Source organism: Anabaena lutea FACHB-196 (assembly GCF_014698305.1).
Taxonomy (GTDB): Bacteria; Cyanobacteriota; Cyanobacteriia; order Cyanobacteriales; family Nostocaceae; genus Anabaena; species Anabaena lutea.
In genome coordinates, this window is the sequence record NZ_JACJST010000002.1 from 425,563 (window position 1) to 441,951 (window position 16,389).

At 38.7% G+C, this 16,389-nt stretch carries 18 protein-coding genes; 8 read left to right on the forward strand and 10 right to left on the reverse strand.

The features are described from left to right. Window positions 1-35 precede the first annotated feature (35 nt). Window positions 36-677 carry a hypothetical protein gene (locus H6G59_RS04035; RefSeq protein WP_190711861.1) on the reverse strand — a complete coding sequence of 214 codons (642 nt, stop codon included), beginning with the start codon at window positions 675-677 and terminating at the stop codon, window positions 36-38. 374 nt (window positions 678-1,051) lie between these two features. Here H6G59_RS04035 and H6G59_RS04040 point away from each other — a divergent pair, with 374 nt between their 5' ends. Together H6G59_RS04040 and H6G59_RS04045 are read left to right on the forward strand one after the other, a co-directional pair. Then, entirely contained in the window at window positions 1,052-2,404 is a 1,353-nt protein-coding gene (locus H6G59_RS04040; protein ID WP_190711862.1) for a 16S rRNA (cytosine(967)-C(5))-methyltransferase, read from the forward strand. A 57-nt stretch (window positions 2,405-2,461) separates the two neighbouring features. Then, window positions 2,462-2,884, forward strand: coding sequence for a tellurite resistance TerB family protein (locus H6G59_RS04045; RefSeq protein ID WP_190711863.1), 423 nt, complete (start codon window positions 2,462-2,464; stop codon window positions 2,882-2,884). A gap of 129 nt (window positions 2,885-3,013) precedes the next feature. On the opposite strand, the gene psb35 is transcribed toward H6G59_RS04045, so the two are convergent. Beyond that, window positions 3,014-3,208 carry a photosystem II assembly protein Psb35 gene (psb35, locus tag H6G59_RS04050; protein ID WP_127054427.1) on the reverse strand — a complete coding sequence of 65 codons (195 nt, stop codon included), beginning with the start codon at window positions 3,206-3,208 and terminating at the stop codon, window positions 3,014-3,016. A gap of 128 nt (window positions 3,209-3,336) precedes the next feature. Next, complete coding sequence (locus tag H6G59_RS04055; protein ID WP_190711931.1) at window positions 3,337-5,640, reverse strand: transglycosylase domain-containing protein; 2,304 nt, start codon at window positions 5,638-5,640, stop codon at window positions 3,337-3,339. Window positions 5,641-5,986: 346 nt separating this feature from the next. On the opposite strand from H6G59_RS04055, the gene folK reads away from it, so the two are divergent. Beyond that, on the forward strand, window positions 5,987-6,520 hold the full coding sequence (gene folK, locus H6G59_RS04060; RefSeq protein WP_277924618.1) for a 2-amino-4-hydroxy-6-hydroxymethyldihydropteridine diphosphokinase: 534 nt from the start codon (window positions 5,987-5,989) through the stop codon (window positions 6,518-6,520). Window positions 6,521-6,594: 74 nt separating this feature from the next. Then, window positions 6,595-7,143, forward strand: coding sequence for an NUDIX hydrolase (locus H6G59_RS04065; protein WP_190711865.1), 549 nt, complete (start codon window positions 6,595-6,597; stop codon window positions 7,141-7,143). A 114-nt stretch (window positions 7,144-7,257) separates the two neighbouring features. Here the strand turns inward: H6G59_RS04065 and H6G59_RS04070 are convergent, their stop codons facing one another. Next, window positions 7,258-7,698: an RrF2 family transcriptional regulator gene (locus H6G59_RS04070; protein WP_339327919.1), complete on the reverse strand. Its 441-nt coding sequence runs from the start codon at window positions 7,696-7,698 to the stop codon at window positions 7,258-7,260. 367 nt (window positions 7,699-8,065) lie between these two features. On the opposite strand from H6G59_RS04070, the gene H6G59_RS04075 reads away from it, so the two are divergent. Beyond that, window positions 8,066-8,869 (forward strand): prohibitin family protein, encoded by an 804-nt coding sequence (locus H6G59_RS04075; protein ID WP_190711866.1) that lies wholly within the window; start codon window positions 8,066-8,068, stop codon window positions 8,867-8,869. Window positions 8,870-8,957: 88 nt separating this feature from the next. On the opposite strand, the gene H6G59_RS04080 is transcribed toward H6G59_RS04075, so the two are convergent. The 4 genes from H6G59_RS04080 to H6G59_RS04100 form a co-directional block, all read right to left on the reverse strand. Then, window positions 8,958-9,407 (reverse strand): DUF7980 family protein, encoded by a 450-nt coding sequence (locus tag H6G59_RS04080; RefSeq protein WP_190711867.1) that lies wholly within the window; start codon window positions 9,405-9,407, stop codon window positions 8,958-8,960. A gap of 527 nt (window positions 9,408-9,934) precedes the next feature. Further along, window positions 9,935-10,480: a DUF1349 domain-containing protein gene (locus H6G59_RS04090; protein ID WP_190711868.1), complete on the reverse strand. Its 546-nt coding sequence runs from the start codon at window positions 10,478-10,480 to the stop codon at window positions 9,935-9,937. 98 nt (window positions 10,481-10,578) lie between these two features. Then, the gene (locus H6G59_RS04095; RefSeq protein WP_190711869.1) at window positions 10,579-11,052 is read right to left on the reverse strand and encodes a DMT family transporter; all 474 of its coding nucleotides are present in this window, start codon (window positions 11,050-11,052) and stop codon (window positions 10,579-10,581) included. A 21-nt stretch (window positions 11,053-11,073) separates the two neighbouring features. Continuing rightward, entirely contained in the window at window positions 11,074-11,565 is a 492-nt protein-coding gene (locus H6G59_RS04100; protein ID WP_190711870.1) for a DMT family transporter, read from the reverse strand. A 111-nt stretch (window positions 11,566-11,676) separates the two neighbouring features. Between H6G59_RS04100 and H6G59_RS04105 the strand changes: the two genes are divergently transcribed. Both H6G59_RS04105 and H6G59_RS04110 read left to right on the forward strand, forming a co-directional pair. After that, window positions 11,677-12,183, forward strand: coding sequence for a MarR family winged helix-turn-helix transcriptional regulator (locus H6G59_RS04105; RefSeq protein WP_190711871.1), 507 nt, complete (start codon window positions 11,677-11,679; stop codon window positions 12,181-12,183). 266 nt (window positions 12,184-12,449) lie between these two features. Then, complete coding sequence (locus tag H6G59_RS04110; RefSeq protein WP_190711872.1) at window positions 12,450-13,655, forward strand: abortive infection system antitoxin AbiGi family protein; 1,206 nt, start codon at window positions 12,450-12,452, stop codon at window positions 13,653-13,655. Window positions 13,656-13,963: 308 nt separating this feature from the next. Here the strand turns inward: H6G59_RS04110 and H6G59_RS04115 are convergent, their stop codons facing one another. After that, a complete protein-coding gene (locus tag H6G59_RS04115; protein ID WP_190711873.1) occupies window positions 13,964-14,941 on the reverse strand; it encodes a Rieske 2Fe-2S domain-containing protein in 978 nt (325 codons plus the stop codon). 153 nt (window positions 14,942-15,094) lie between these two features. Between H6G59_RS04115 and H6G59_RS04120 the strand changes: the two genes are divergently transcribed. Further along, window positions 15,095-15,868 (forward strand): IS1/IS1595 family N-terminal zinc-binding domain-containing protein, encoded by a 774-nt coding sequence (locus H6G59_RS04120; RefSeq protein ID WP_199331907.1) that lies wholly within the window; start codon window positions 15,095-15,097, stop codon window positions 15,866-15,868. 10 nt (window positions 15,869-15,878) lie between these two features. Here H6G59_RS04120 and H6G59_RS04125 read toward each other — a convergent pair whose 3' ends face one another. Beyond that, entirely contained in the window at window positions 15,879-16,037 is a 159-nt protein-coding gene (locus tag H6G59_RS04125; RefSeq protein WP_190711874.1) for a hypothetical protein, read from the reverse strand. Window positions 16,038-16,389: the final 352 nt, after the last annotated feature.

Here is a 16,389-nt window from a genome sequence, read left to right on the forward strand (position 1 = left end):
TCTGAAGTCGGGAATCTGAAAAACATGGTGTAAAACTACCAATTGTCATAGTCAGTAATATCAACAATATTTCCGGTTTTAGTATCTTGAACTTTGATGGAAAAACCTGTTGCTCCCATACTCACTTGTCCAAATTGATAAATATATCTTGATGTTAAGGCTTCTTCATCTACCCAGTGTTGCCATTGTTTTAAATTTTCATATTCTTGGTCAAAAATTTTACAGATAAGTGTTTGGTTTCTTTCACCAGTCCAAGGTTGTTCTAGTGGTTCGTCAGTGACGTATGGTAAAAATGAAAACTGAATTTCTGTCTTTCTTACCAGAGGTTCAATAGGATCTAATTTCTTGATTTCTAAATCAAGAACTAAAAATTCACCTGCTACTGAATGGTGGACTTGAAATTTACATTTATCATCGTTAATTTGAAAAGAATAAATACAACATCCACTACTTCCTCCGGCACCATAATAGGGCATAATTTTTCCCTGTTCTTGTGCCATATGCATCATCGGTAAAATAGCTGGACTAACTCGAAATTTACCTTTAAAAGAACCTGTTTCTAACTGTTCTTCAAATACGAGTTGATCTATAGAATATTCCCATGCTTTTACTTGTTCAAAAAGAATAAATGGTAATCTAAATCCAATTTCAGTTACTGATTTTTTGACTTCTATCATAGCCAATAAATAACAATCTTAGAAACAATTTTAGTAACTTTAACTTCATGCCATAGCGTGTTAGACTTGACAAGTCTTAGAGGTTGTTTGAGAAGTCTAAAAATTTACTGAAAAACCTCTCTCCAAACCTCTCTCCTACGAGGAGAGAGACTTTGAAACCCCCATTCTCTTGTAGGGAAGGGGGAAAGGGGGGTTAGGTTTTTGGTTTGGGGTTGATTGGTTTCATGCAATACTTTTCAAACATCCTCTTAATGCAAAAGAAAAGTCTACATAAGTAAAACCTTGTTGATGCATGGTTTTTAACTTCTATTTTGTACTTAAGTTACCTACAATTCGCTGTATTTTTAATATTCTATTCTTGAATCTATCATATCATGACAAATCCCCGTCAATTAGCTTTTATTGCTCTCAGAGAAGTTCACAAAGGTGCTTATGCTGATGTGGCACTAGATCGTGTGTTGCAAAAAGTAAAGTTACCCGATCATGACCGTCGCCTGATGACAGAATTAGTCTATGGCAGTGTGAGAAGACAACGCACCCTAGATACTCTGATTGACCAAATCGCTACCAAAAAAGCCCAGCAGCAACCACCAGACCTCCGTACTATCTTACATATTGGTTTTTATCAATTACGTTATCAACAAAGAATACCTGCTTCTGCGGCTGTGAACACTACCGTTGAACTAGCAAAAGAAAATGCTTTTTCTGGACTCACAGGTTTTGTCAATGGGTTGTTACGTCAGTATTTACGTCTTGCTGAAACATCACCAGACCCTTTGAAATTACCAGAAAATCCGGTGGAACGGTTGGGTATTTTATATAGTTTTCCTGACTGGATAATTGAGGTGTGGTTAGAACAATTGGGTTTTGAGGAGACGGAAAAACTCTGTGCGTGGATGAATCAAACGCCAACTATTGATTTGCGGGTAAATATTCTTCGCAGTTCCTTAGAAGAAGTTGAATCAGCATTTAATTCTGCTGGTGTTTTGGTGAGTCGCATTCCCCATTTACCTCAAGCTTTACGGTTAATTGGTAATACTGGCGGAATTCAAAATTTACCTGGTTTCCGTGAAGGTTGGTGGACTGTCCAAGATAGTAGCGCTCAATTAGTTGGTTATTTGCTTGACCCCAAACCTGGTGATGTGGTGATTGATGTTTGTGCTGCACCAGGGGGTAAAACAACTCATATTGCTGAGTTAATGGGAGATAGGGGTAAGGTTTGGGCTTGCGACAAAACTGCTTCTCGGCTACGCAAACTCAAAGAAAATGCTCAACGTCTGAATTTACAATCTATCGAAATCTGCACTGGTGACAGCCGTAATCTACCACAATTTTACCAAACTGCTGACCGTGTATTACTAGATGCCCCCTGCTCTGGTTTGGGAACTATGCACCGTCATGCTGATGCGCGTTGGCGACAGACACCAGAATCTGTCAAGGAACTCTCTCAACTCCAGTTGAGTCTTTTATCACATATATCTAATTTTGTCAAATCAGGTGGATTTCTAGTTTATGCAACTTGTACACTGCATCCAACGGAGAATGAGGAAGTAATTTCCAGGTTTTTAGCTGATTATCCGGCTTGGCAAATTGAGCCTCCTACTAAGCTGGAGTTACCATACTCTGCCTATAGTGAGCGTTCAGGCTGCTTGAAAGTATGGCCTCATCAACAGGATATGGATGGCTTTTTCATGGTGCGCTTAAGAAAAACCAATAATTCAGAGTGAATACTGCTAACGATTGTACGATTTGATTGAAGCCGCAATCTACCAGAGGAGGCAGCAATGGTTACTCATTCTAATGTAAAAAACTTAGTTAAAATCCTGATTGGAGCCGCTTGGATTGATGGCAGAATCCAGCCTGAGGAAAGGCAATATTTACGGGAAATAGCCCAGGCTAAAGGCTTGGCTAACGATCCGGAAATTAAGCCTTGGTTGTATGAATTAGTTCCAGTACAGCCAAAAGAGTGTTATAAATGGGTCCGGGAGTATCTAGGCGATTGCCCTAGTTTGGAAGATTGTGAAAATTTAATTGAAGCCATCAGTGGCTTAATTTACAGTGACGGTGAAGTAGGAATTGAAGAAGCCAGACTGCTAACAACCTTGGAGGAGTTAAGCAAGTCTCATGAGTCAAGCCAATCGGCTCATATGGGGTTGCTTAAACAAATTCAAAAGCTTTACCGTCGTTGGGTTGAGGTTCAAAATTAAGGTAATGGGGAATGGGGAAGAAAATTTTAGATTTTAGATTTTAGATTTTAGATTGGAGTCTCTTAAATACAATCTAAAATCAGCAATCCAAAATCGAATTTCCAATCCTCGATTCCCAATTACTAAACCTTACTCTTTATCAATCTTGGGTACAAAGTCAGGACGATCTTTGCTTTCCCAGCCTGCGGGACGTTTTGAGTTGTACCAAGCAATTGAGCCAATGGTGACAGCAGCAATAAAACCAACTACATACACCAAAGTAAAAGCTAATGGGAAATGTGGGCCTGCGGCAGCAGGCGCTGCTGATTCAAGTAATAAATGCACGAGTATATTCTCCTACTTTGAGGTAACACTTCTTAACAAAGTATAAAACGAGCTTGTCACTTACATCCCCCTCTAGCTGGAAATACTTGACATTTGAGGGTGAAAAAAGATGTTGAGGGGGATTTTAATTATTCAGAAGAAGCACCTGGTTTAAGTCTCTCCCGCCAAGAAGGCACAGATGAAGAAGAACCATTATTTACAGCAGGTGAAGAATTAGAAGCACCATTATTTCTGGTTCTGTTGCGCCGACGTGAACGAGGAGATGATTCTGAAGCAGAATTACTGGTTGATTCTTGAGAGCGATCGCGCCGTCTTCTTCTAGGAGTGGTATCTTCTTGTTGTTGTTGGTAACGTCTTCTGCGTCTGGGGGTATAGTTCGATGACTGCTCTTCTACTTGCGTATCTCGTCTTCTGCGTCTGCGTCTCCTAGATGAATCAGAATTGCTGGTATTATCCTCATCTGTTTTTTCATCGTTATTAGAAACCGAGACATTGACAAGTTTTTTCGGTTTGATAGGCTTGGCTGTAATTGTCCCTTTACGATCTTCCAACTTGGGACGGGCAGGAAACTTTTCTACAGACATACCCTCCACCGCTTTTTCCATAAATTCATGCCAGGTATAAGCGGCGCTGCTACTGCTACCATAGGTTGGGCGGTTATTATCGTTACCTAGCCAAACCCCTGCTACGACTTGAGGAATATAACCAATAAACCATAAATCACGGGATTCATCGGAAGTACCAGTTTTCCCAGCAACTTGTCTATCATCTAATTGGGCGGCGGCACCAGTTCCCTGTGAGACTACGTTGCGTAGCATCCAGGTCATAATGGCGCTACTATCTGCATCCAAGACCTGTTTAGAAGGGAAATCAGCAGACCAAATTACCTCACCTTGACGGTTCAGTATCCGACGAATGCCATGAACTTCTGTATGTAATCCTTGGTTAGCAAAAGAACCATAAGCACTGGTTAATTCCAGGAGATTAACTTCATTTGAACCGAGAGCCAAAGAATAAGTCGGCTTAAGTTCGGATTTAATTCCCATCTCATGGGCAAGTTTGATGGTTGGCTCAAATCCTACATCGATTAATACCCTGACGGCAATTGTGTTGATGGAGCGAGTCAGGGCATCTCTGAGGTTCATCCAGCCATAGAATTTTTCGTTGTAGTTTTTTGGTTCATAACCATCTACTACCAAAGGTTGATCTAAGTAGCTGTCATAGGGACTCTTACCTGTAGCGATCGCAGTAGCATAGACAAAACCCTTAAATGTCGAGCCTGGTTGCCTTTGTGCTTGAGTAACTCGATTAAACTGGTTTTTACTAAAGTCTTTACCCCCTACCATTGCTTGGATTTCGCCATTGCGGGGATCTATGGCTACTAAAGCTGCTTCTTTAAAATTCTCCCATCTACCTTGATTTCTTAAAGTTTTGGCAACTGCCTCTTCGGCTGCTTTTTGCCAATTGGGGTTTAAGGTTGTTTCTACTACTAACCCTCCTCCTGCTAATACATCGGCAGAAACATATTTGGGCAATTCCTGCTGAACGTAGGTAGTAAAGTAAGGGAAATCGACTTGTAATCGTTTGGGTAAACTACTGTTAACAGTCAGTGGTTCCTGAATTGCAGCTTGTCTTTGTTCTGGTGTAATTACGTTATCTTCCTGCATCCGCTGCAAAACCAGATTTCGCCGCTCTATTGCCGCTTTGGGATTCTTATCTGGGGCGTAGATGTTGGGAGCAGGGGCTAATCCGGCAATGGTTGCCATTTCTGACAAAGTGAGTTGATCTACCGATTTACTGAAATATACCCAGGCGGCATCTCCCACACCGTAGGCTCCAGAACCTAAATAAACCAGATTTAGGTAACGTTCTAAAATCTGGTCTTTGGTTAATTCTTGCTCCATTTTTTGAGCCAAACGAACTTCTTTGAGTTTGCGCCAGAGAGTTCGTTCTTGGGTGAGGAAGAGAATTCGCGCTACCTGTTGGGTGATGGTACTACCACCTTCCACCACATTTTGCGATCGCAAATTATTCACAACGGCTCTGATAATACCTTGAGTATCTACCCCACTGTGCTGTGTAAATCTTCGGTCTTCTGAAGCAATAAAAGCTTTCTTTAAGTTATCTGGTATTTGTTCTAGCTTCAGCTGTTCCCTCGTTGCTTCTCCTTGCTGTTGGAGAATAGTTCCATCCCCAGCTTTAATAGTCAGTGTTTGCTCTCGCACTACCGCATTCAGTTCAGCTTTATCGGGTAAAGAGCGATCTATAGAACCTATGCCGTAACTAAAAGCAATAATTCCGCCACCTAAACCCAAACCTGTCCAAAACCAAATCCGACGATAAAAGGGTTTATCGCTCTTACCAATCCTGGCAACCATCCCAGATGATATGTTGGTCATCTGGCTCAGTAACTGTTTTGCTTTCACCAACATGGTCTGTGGTAAGTTGTCATGTCTGGACTCCTCTTTTTTGTGATGATTCCCAAGTGGCAAAAGCAGTTTCTCCTCGTCACAGTTGTTTGTATTTGTTGACTGTTGCTCAAAGTCGTTGCCACATAAATATCATGACCTGATTTGGCGTTAGCCTCAAACCTTAGTGCTAGTATAATATCCCATAAATAATCAACTTAATTCAGTACTGACTTCTGGTTTTTTCCCAACCTGTTAGTTAACGTGCTTTCTTCCGATTATTAAATAATTTTGGGGAATATAAAAACCATTGGAAACACCTGCAACCAATAAACAAACAGCGATCAGAGCCAACCTAGAGAGCGCAACTCTGTCTCCAAAATTGTGGCGATCGCATAGCGTTTCTAAGAGAAGTGCTATTGCTCTTGGCAGTAACATGGGTGATCCCCAAAAAATCTTAGAAGCATCTCTAGAGACTTTAGCCCAAACTCCAGGCATTATCCTCGAAGCCAAATCTAGTTGGTATACAACTAAAGCCATCGGTCCACCCCAACCGGATTACTTGAATGGCTGTGCCATCTTAAAAGTACAATTATTCCCTCAAGCATTGTTAGAGACTTTGTTAACAATTGAACAAAAGTTTGGGCGTGTGCGTCAAGAACGTTGGGGTCCTAGAACCTTAGATTTAGATTTATTGTTATACGATGACATAATCGTAGATCAGCCAAATCTTCAGATTCCCCATCCCCGGATGTCTGAACGAGCTTTTGTCTTGGTTCCACTGGCAGAAATTGCCCCCGATTGGATAGAACCAGTTTCCCAACGGGTAATTCAAGATCTCCTCCAAGATGTAGACACTTGTGATGTACATTTAGTTAAGAGCAATAAGAATTACCATCCTTAAAAACAGAAAAATACTGATTACATAAAAAAGCTACAGTATATATTCTGTGTATTCGCAGACCATACAATCTTACTATGCCACTAGGTAGAGAATTACCACAGCTGCTGAAACAACGCTTGTTCCACAAAGGACGCAAGTTTAATTTTGAAGTCAATCGCTTGCGTTTACCTAACAAATCGGAAGGCGAGTGGGAGTGTATTCGTCATCCAGGTGGCGCTCTTGCTATTCCTGTCACCCCAGAGGGTAAACTGGTGCTTGTCCGCCAGTATCGTTTTGCCATACAGGGCAGGTTATTAGAATTTCCCGCAGGAACTCTAGAACCCAATGAAGATCCCTTAGAAACTATACAAAGGGAAATTGAGGAAGAAACTGGCTACCGCGCTCATAAGTGGGATAAGTTGGGAGAGTTTTTTCTGGCTCCTGGTTATTCCGATGAGATTATCTTTGCTTTTTTGGCGCGAGATTTGCAAAAGCTGGAGATACCTCCAAAACAAGACGAAGATGAAGATCTAGAAACAGTTTTGTTGACTCCCGAAGAACTAGAAAAAGCCATTCGTGAAGGAGAACCAGTAGATGCTAAATCTATTGCTAGTTTTTTCCTGGCTCGTTCGTTTTTAATGTGATAGCAATATGCTGCGGGGTAATTGGCAAAGCCTCTGATGCTGAGGATGAGATGGTTTTGTCTAACGGCTTGAGTCGATAGGTCCAACTACACGTCATCGACTCAAACCAGGCAGCTAGATATGGTACATGGGTTGAATCTGTTGTACCTGCTGTCTTTTATCCCACATATCCTGTAAAGTATAACCTTCAAAAACTGCGATCGCAGCACCTGCCGCTTCTTCCCAAATTCCCGCAATAATCATATTTTCCATAGTTGAAAACTCCGTTTTCTGAAATTTTTCATGGGTATTTATACCGTCTAAACAAGTCAAAATTTCTAACAGTGTGATTTGCTGTGGTGGTTTACTCAGTAGATAACCCCCTTTGGCTCCCCGTTGACTACGGACTAAGCCAGAACGCCTCAGTATCATTAAAAGTTGTCCTAAATAGCGATCTGGTATTTGCTGAACATTGGCAATTTGTTCAATTTGCAAGTACTCTCCCCGCTCGTAATATCTAGCTAGTTCTAGCAGCGCTAACAAGGCATATCTGACTTTAGAAGAAATTTCCATCATTCCAGGGCAAATTTAGCCGAATAAATACTACTGTTTTCCGATATAGTTAGTGATAATAGAAAAGACAAAACTTTCCTATCCTTCACTACTAAGAAGTTGAGGCAGTAAGGTGTATGCACGCAGATCAAGTAATCTGCTGAACTGATTTGTGCCTTTAAGTGTTGATCTGCTTAGGCATGACTATGAGATAATGTGATTTATGGTATTAAACCACATATTCCTATCAGTTTTTCGTACTTATGTAAAAATCGCACAAAATCAACTGATTTGGATATGTTTTTGCAGAGTTTGTGGATTTGAGATAAATAGTTATATTTTATACATTTAAATATAATAAATACAAGTAAGTATAAGCAATTAAACCCAGATGAAAAGACATCAAACTATTAATAGTGCTGGTAAGTTGACTGCACTACTATTTCTAATTACAATCTTTCTCACACCATTTGTAATTGTTAATGCCGGAGAACGTGGTGTATTAATGGAATTTGGTAAAGTGCAACCTCAGATACTAGGAGAAGGAATACACATGATTATTCCTGTAGTCAATACTGTAAAAAAGTTAAGTATCCGCATACAAAAACAAGAAATATCTGCTGAAGCTTCTTCTAAAGATTTACAAGATGTCTTTACAGATGTAGCGCTGAATTGGCATATTATTCCAGAGGAAGCTAATGCTATTTTTCAGGAAATTGGTGAGGAACAAGAAATAATTAACCGCATTATTAACCCAGCAGTAGAAGAAATTTTAAAAGCAGTTATTGCTAAATATACTGCTGAAGAAATTATTACTAAACGCGGAGAAGTCAAAGCTGGAATAGATGATTTATTAACTACACGACTGGGTAATTATTATATTGGTGTTGACGATATTTCTCTAGTTCATGTTCATTTTTCAGAACGGTTTAGAGCCGCAGTGGAGTCAAAACAAATAGCCGAACAGGAAGCTAAACAAGCGGAATTTATCGCTGTCAAGGCATTAAGAGAAGCTGATGCAAAAGTTAATTTAGCCAAAGGAGAAGCGGAAGTACAGAGATTACTTCGTGATGGCTTAACTAGCGAAATACTTCAAAGACAAGCTATAAACAAATGGAATGGTAAATTACCATTAATTGTTGGTAAAGAAAGTCCTAAATTTTGGAATTTTCGAGAATTTATGAAAGCTTATTAAAATTAAAAAATATCTCCAATTTATTCATTAACTTGGAGATATAAGCATTGCTAAATTACAGTAGAATATGGTAGTTAAATTATGCTAATTAACCATTAGCAAATAAAATAGGAATATCAAGAATCTTCAAGTGAATTAATCCCACAATTACCAAAGTATAAACTGTTGAAGAAACTAAACCACTCAATAACTCTTTTTTCAGGTTTCGTTCTGATGGTTCCTTTTGGAAAATATCTTGAGATCCATATTGCATCAAAAGAATACCCACAACATTAGAAAGCCAGTAACCAATAATTGAGCAGGGTAACAATAATTTTGGAGAAAAGAAACTGCAAATATAACCAAAAAAATAAGCAATTGGCAAATTAAATAATAAGTCATTCCACCAACAGAGTGGAGAAAGTAAATATCCGAGAACCAGCAAAAATACACCTCTGAGCTTTTGGATAATATTGATTTTTAATTCATCCGGTGAACCTTGTTCTAACTTCTCAGAGATGCTGTTGAAGATTTGAGACAGTTTTGGCAGGTTTTGCATATAAGTACGTTATTGCTATCGACTTACTGTAGTTTACCCAAAAATTACAAATAAGTCCAGTGCAAGAAGTGTAAGTTGCTTAGGGGAGTCAAAACCCACTGGTGTCAACTTAAGCTAAGTAGGTAAGCACAATAAAACCCTTTTTCCCCCTGCGAGAAAGCCCCCTGCCCAAAGTTCTTTATCAATCGCCCTATTCTCCTGACTTCAATCCTATCGAACACTGGTGGTCACAATTAAAAGCTTTTTTACGCTCCTTTTCTCCCACCACTGCACAAATGGTTGATATTCTCATTGCTACTGCTCTCGATTTAATTAATCCTCAGCATTTAAAAAACTGGTTTACTAATTGTTGTTACTGTACCTCATAAACCTGAAATCTGCTGTAAATGTTTTTTCTGTTTTCATACACTAAAATGGTATTTTGTCAATATAATTTAGATGCGTTTCCCCTGCTAAAAAACCTCTATCTATTGACAATTCTGATTGCTTTTGGAGGATAGAATTAGCTAAATCTTGAATATCTATCATTAATTTTCACCTTTTTTTGTTAATTGATAATCTTCAAAAATTACCTCATACCCATTTCCTTGTGGTGACGCACACATAATTCCAACTTGAATATCTTGCTGAACTGGAAAATAAGCCATTCTCAAGGGAACATAGCGGTCATATTCATCTAAATAAGCGATATGAATAGCCTCTTGACATCGCTCAACCCGTAGCTGAAAAATATGAGGAGGATTTAATAAAGGTGTAAATGACCAATCTGAATAGTTATGAGTGACGACAGCACTCACATTTTGCACTCCATCAACATATTCAATTCCAGTTTTAATCCAATGTTTTTCATCAGCACGAATCATAATTCCTGCCTGATCATATAAGTCTTGATATTTGCCTTTAATCTTGACATCAACAACAAAATCTGTACTCACTCGGTCAAAGTAGAAATGTCCACTATCACGAATAAAACCATAGTGAGTTATCCGCCAAAAATCGGTTTTTGGTGCAGTTTTAATGATGATTTGCTGCTCAGAATGCGACCAGCTAGGAGGTTGATTAAGCCATTCCATAGTTTTTGCTATTTTAGATGTAAGGGAATAAGTTGTGTAATTTTACCGTGAGCAGATAAGTTTAAAAATATAACAATTTTTCAAACTTATCCCAGGCACTAATTGACATTTTTGTGAGAATAGTTTGTATCCAATTGATTAATTAGAATCGCTATTACTAATGTGGCAATTCCTAATATTTTGGGTGTGGTAATCGGATATTTAATAGCACCAAACCATCCTAATTTATCAATTACCATTGACATAAACATTTGGCTAAATACTACCACTAAAGTAGTTGTAGTTAAACCTAATTTAGGAACTATTAAGGTACTTAAGCTGACGAAAATTGCCCCTAGTAAACCGCCTAAAAATGCCCACCAAGGAGTTATAAAAAGTAAGTCAAGATTGAAGGGTTTGAAAATACCAAGTCTTAGCAGCAATGTGAGGATACTCAACCCAACTAAGAAATTAATTGCTGCTGCTGCTATTGGAGAGTGGAGTGTTGTCTTTAATTGGGCATTAATGGCTGTTCCAATTGTTGAAAAACCACCAGCCGAACCAGCACCAAGCAATGCTAATAAAATATCCATAATGATGATCCTAAAAAAGTATTAGGTTGGTAGCGAAAGTAAAAAAATTGCCACAATTAACAGTCCTATAACTAGACGACGATTAGCTGTGAGGCGACGGCGGTTCACTCCTAACCAGCCAAAATGGTCAGTTACTAAACCAGTAATTGCTTGTCCACATATAATTAACCCCTGAGTCAAGGTAGTCCCCAAAATAGATGTGAAGTACGCGCTGGCGGTAATATACCAAACTCCAAATAAACCACCCATCAGAGTCCATCGGGGAGCTTTGGCTAAAGCAGACCAATCTGGATGACCAAACCAACCTGTGCATAACAAACTCATCAAGGCAATTGAGCCGACAAGGTAAGAAATATCTGCGGCTAGGGGTACAGAATTGAGCGATCGCGCTAATTGAGCATTGAGATTGCTTTGAATCGGCAATATAGCACCATTCACCAATGCCAGCAGAACATATAAATAGCTTTGACTATTAGGGACAGTTCCCTGGATGCTTAAACGTATGGGTGTCATAGCTGTTGTTTTGTGTGGAGGATAGAGAGTTCTTGAATATTTATCTTGATATCAAGATACTTAAAATAAAGAGAAAAGTCAAGAATCTCGATGTCAAGATAAAATGGCAATATGAGTAAAGATCGAATTGACATCATTCTTGAGGAATGGCAACAGGAATTACCGCCGTTGGATACCTCAGCCATAGCGATAATTGGGCGGGTACTACGAATAGCCCGTCTTCTAGAAAAACACCGAGAAAGTATACTGGTTGACTATGGCTTGAACGTCTGGTCATTTGATGTGTTAGCCACACTGCGACGACAAGGACAACCTTTTTGCTTAAAACCCACTGAACTCTATAGTTTGCTGATGCTGTCTTCCGGCGCAATGACAAACCGAATTGATCGCCTAGAACAAGATGGCATAGTCACGCGTATCCGAGATGCAGAGGATCGGCGTAGTGTCATAGTACAACTGACTCCCAAAGGAATACACCTTGCGGATACTGTGATGCCGATTCTGTTTGAGAAAGAAAAACAACTGTTATCTCAATTCACAACTGATGAATTACAACTATTTATTCCCATGCTGCGTAAGCTACTATTGTTACTCGAACAGGATGGGAAATCAGTATAACTACAAAATTTTTAGCTACAGTAGGGGTAAAGACAAGATACGCGCAAAATTTATCACGATGTAGATTTTTTGTAACAAACTGAAGGCAACCGCCTTTATCTATATACTAAAAAAGTATACTTTACCATTTAAGCACCTCTGGTTTTTGTACCTGAAATCCTTATGGCTACGTTGTCAAATGTCGTATCCGGTACTGATGAAAAGTAGTTAGCTTTTAAGAGAAAACTGGGCATACTAATCATAACTTTGTACTTTCACTTTTATCTATGTCAAACACACCGCGTAATTGGACACCCACTTTTAAGCTGACTTCGATTGAAAAACCAGATATGTCTCCTTATTTATTTCATATGACAACCGAAGAAAGCCTTCAGAGTATTTTACAAGATCAAGAAGTGGGAGAAAATGAGGGAAAATTAATTGCACAAACACCAAGGCACTGTAGCGACGATAAATACAATGTACCTATGGTATGTTTTACTGATACCCCCCCTTTTGCGCTTGATTTCTTTAGATATAGATGGTCTAACAGCAAAGATAGAGAAAACTTAAAATATGGTATAGGCTTTGACAAGAGAGCAATGGTCGCAAAAGGAGTTTATCCGACTTTTTATGCAAATAAGCAAGTACAATCCCAAGTCTTTGGCTTAATTAAAATGCTTAAAACGTTTGATTCAGATAACTGGACAACTTTAGAATGCGAATATGACCAAATAAGTCAACAATTAAAAAAAATACATGAAGATACTTTACTAACTCTTGAATCAATTAAAAAAATAATGTTTCCTTTGTTAGAAGATAACAAGTATGAAGGATATATTTGGGAGAGAGAGTGGCGTTATACTTCGCCAAATAATACAGATTTTATTTTTTCTTATGAAGATATAAGAATCATTTGTTGTACAGATAAAGACGAAAGTAATTTTAAAGAAATTATAGGAGAAAATTTTATTAAAAATAACCCGATACAATTTATGAGAACTTGGGAAGAATATAATGAAATTACTGATTTTCTTAATAAGAGAACTCAGGATATGAATAACGATATTGACAAAAGAATTGAAAAAGTTTTAGCCGAAAGAAAAGGAGTGGAACGTTACTTGTCTCATTTTTTAGTTCAAGAACAAAATATTAGTAAGTTGAGACAATTTAAAGATGAGTTAAATATAAAAATTAAAAAAATTGCTCTTGTAAAAGTTTTTGAAAAAATTAGCAATGTAAAAGCAGATTCTTCTATTAAACACTTAATTATGGATAATGATTATGAAATTGTAATTACAGCTATTGCTGTCTATTATCAACAAAAAGAAAATAAAATTCCTAAACCATTGGGGTTTTTAACTAAAGCTATACAAGAGCAATGGAAACCTAGAGTTAATGAGAAAGAAAAAAAAGAAACAATAGCTATAATCACAAACTTGATGAATCATATCATTGAGAATGACCTAGAAATTAATATGCAAGAAATATAGCAATCTGGAACGATTTATTATAAAATGGCGACTGCGTTGAATTTGTTACAAAAAATTTACATTGTGATAAATTTTACACCTATCCCTCTTCTGTCACTTTCCGATTTCTCTTATTAATAAAAAGTTCTCAAGAGACGCAATATCAACTAATTCAGGTGTTTATCGTTAAATTTTCGTGGTTTGGTCATCTTGTGGAATTTCTATTCAGAAATAACTGGGCGATCGCCTACTGTATAGTAGCTTTAGAATTCAGAAATGATAAAGCTTTTCGGAGAGTGACAGAAAAGGGGTAACGCGTCAATTGTGGCTCACCATTGACGATATAGCTTTTGGGCATGAAACATAATTTCTTCATTGGGGAGGCGAATCTTGGCTGACTGGCGAGGATAAGAAGTTTCAATGGTACGTGCATCTTGTTCTACCACTGTGGCCACTGCACTTAACACAAAGCGCCCTAGTAGCGGTTTGAAAATTGGGTGTTTGGGTTTACTGTAGACTAAAACAAAGGTTTTAGTTTGGGTTGCAGTTTCTGGGTACAAGACATGAACTTGCAAAACTTCACCAATGGGGAAATCAACACAAAAAGTTGTCAGTGCGGGAAAAGCATATTCTAACGTTCCGGTGTAAGTTTTGGGAGCAGTGAGGATCACAGGATTGCGGAGGATATCATTCCATGTACTATCGTCTCGATCTAGTTCTTGCACAACTTTTGCCCAATATCCATCATGCTCAAATACGGGGATGCGATTGGCTTTAATACCAAATAACTCCCGGTGTGTACCGTTTTGATGGTTGTAGTCATAATTGATGGAAATACTGTCCAAAAAAGTACCGCAAATACTTTTTTCTCCCGCAATTCCTAAAAAGCTCATACCTGCACTGACTTTGGGGATAAGATCCGGGATTGGAATTTTGGGAGTATGACCGCCATAGCTCCAAATACAATCGTCTTTAATCACGATTTCTAGAGGACTTAGCAGAGGTTGACTGCCCACTTTACCTGCGTTGTGCAGTCTTCCCTGTCCATCAAACTTTAGTGCATGAAAAGGACAAGCGATGGTCGTAGACCGACCGTAGGTCTTCGCATTTGTGTCTTGGCAAATCCAGCCATTTGATAACGGTGCTTGCAGATGAGGACAAATGTTATCGAGGGCAAATACTTCACCTTGCTGATTTTGCCACAGTACATAATCATGTTCATTGAGCGTGACTTTATACGGTTTATTAATGCCCAACATGGAACGATGGGCAATTAACCAAGGCGCACCCGGCAGAATTGTTTCCATAGGAGTCTCCCAAGCATTGGTTTGAAGGTATGTGAAATGAATACGATGGCGCGAGCTTATTGCTCAATCATGGCGATCGTTAGAGTAAAATTGTGACAAAAGTTTCATCTTTAATTTTTAAAATACGACACATTATTCACATTTGTCAAGAACGTGACCAAACCAAAATCTATCCCCATGCGCCGTCAACCCAAGCAAAAACGCAGTCAACAACGAGTAGAGAAAATTCTTCAAGCAGCAGCAGCAGTTTTTGTTGAAGTGGGGTATGAAGCCGCAACTACCCATATCATAGCGGCGAAAGCTGAAACGGCAATTGGTTCTCTATATCAGTTTTTTCCTGATAAACTGGCAATTTTTCATGCTCTGGAAGCTCGTCACATGGAACGAGTAACAGCCATTCATGATCAGTTGATGCAGTCAGCAGACCAGCATTCATTATCAGAGTTTATTGAGCTTGTGGTGAATACCTATGGTGAATATTTTGCAGATCCCATACCACGTGTTGTGTATATTCAGTATTTTGTTGCACCAGAGTTGTTTAAGCTATTTAACGAAACCTTTAATGAGTGGTTGATACAACAATTTGCTGGCTTGTTTCGCAGGTGGAATCCAGACTTAGCTGTAGAAAAAAGCGAACTTTTAGCAGAAACGGTTCATTTATCTTACAATGCTTTACTACTCAATGCTTTACGCCATGATCAACACCAAAGACAAGCTCGTTATGCAGAAATTAAAGCTTTATTAGTAGCGTACTTAACACCCTATGTACAGCCAGCCCCGCCACAAGTAATGAAAGTAATGATATGCCCTCACTGTCATTCATCCCGTTTATCTAAAAATGGGTATCGTCACGGTAAGCAACGCTATCTCTGCAAAGACTGCGGTAAACAGTTTTTAGAAAATACCCTTGTTTCAGCCTTCCTCTGAGCTGAATCTTCTAATTTGTCTCGGTTTTAGCTTTATTGGTGTCGGTGGGACGATAATATTGCCGCGACTGGAACCATAATATTGCCGCTACCAAGGCTGTAATGTTGAATCTTTCGTATTTGCGATCGCATCCTTTTTTGATGTATTGGAACCATAATATTGCCGTCATCCAAAAATGGAATCATAAGCTTGCTAAAAAAAGTAAATCTTAAGATTTGATTTTTAAGTTGTGCATATGATTGCCAAATATTTATGTCAGAATGGTTTGAGTTTTTGGGAGATTTCAATCCTACATTCTTAGTCCAAATGCGTTATTAACCCTTTTATCGTCAAATATATAACCTGCAAAGATTAGAGGCATTGGAAGGATAATATTGCCAATTTGAATTAGAAGCATAAGTACGTAAAAACGGCAATATTATGGTTCCACTGACAAGAGGCTGCTTGATATGTGGCTACATGGTAAGAGTCGTCTTCGCTATATTTACCCCTACAAACAGTGGTGAGGGGTTGCTCTAAAC